General features: G+C 42.2%; 1 protein-coding gene and 1 pseudogene. One reads left to right on the top strand and one right to left on the bottom strand.

All coding sequences use genetic code 11. The features are described from left to right. Positions 1–301, top strand: a 301-nt coding sequence (locus A3756_RS05715) for a cytochrome c (protein WP_197481201.1), incomplete at its 5' end; no start/stop codon positions are given. Positions 302–442: 141 nt separating this feature from the next. Here A3756_RS05715 and A3756_RS27390 read toward each other — a convergent pair. Continuing rightward, positions 443–956, bottom strand: a pseudogene (locus A3756_RS27390) (GNAT family N-acetyltransferase); the annotation flags it as partial.

Here is a 956-nt window from a genome sequence, read left to right as displayed (position 1 = left end):
TATCGTTTATACAATCACCTTGTTATGTATCTTCTTAGTTGGGTGTGGCAATGACCAGCACAACCACCCAGACCTAGCGTCAGGAAAAGACCTATTCGAACACCATTGCTCTGAGTGTCATAACTCAACAGGCTTAGGAAAATTTCTAAGGGCTGTTCCGCCTAATAAGGGCACTAAACTAAGTGCTTGGCAGGTATCTCATAAAGTTAGGGTGGGAAGTGATGCTAGTAAGATGACGACTTTCGAGAATATGAGTGTAGAAGAGTCAATGAAGATCTCCGCATACTTAAAAGGTCTGTAGCCAGATATATCGAGACCTAAAAAGGTCTTTAGGTGGTTGCGAGCATTGAACTATTGCTCAAACTGACTGTTTTGTCCTTATCTAAGCAAGCTCGTTGAGCGTCTTAAGTGCTGAGCAATGAGACCCAAACAAACAATAATACTAAGATGAAACAAGCCGATGCGTCAGCAAACCATAGCGTTTTCGTTTTTGTCCTGACATTTGATCAATATCGACCACGACAAAGCCGTCAACGCAATCACTAAAGTCCGAGTCGATATTGAAGCCTAAAAAGCGCGTCCCGCCTGGTTCTGACAATTCTGCATACTGTTTGTATAAAACAGGAACAGCGAAGCCAAGATACCTTAGCTGTTTCTTGAGCTTAATGAAGCCTTCCTTTAGATCTAAACCTTCAAAAAATTGATCTAGGTGCTTTTTTGAAGCCTCACTTAGCTGGTATGGGTGATGACAGACTAGATACTTTGTCTCAGTTCCATAGTAGTGCTGATAGAAATAGATAAGTAAGTCTTTAGCTGGTGCAGATAAGGTATTGCTAATACTTACTGCGCCGAACAAGTAACGGTATTGAGGGTGTAGCCTAAGAAAGGCTGCGATGCCATACCACAAATATTCCAGGCTTTTGGAACCCCAGTATTGTGGCTGAACAAAACTTCGG

Source organism: Oleiphilus sp. HI0086 (assembly GCF_001635225.1).
This window is presented reverse-complemented; position numbering and strand designations above follow the sequence as displayed.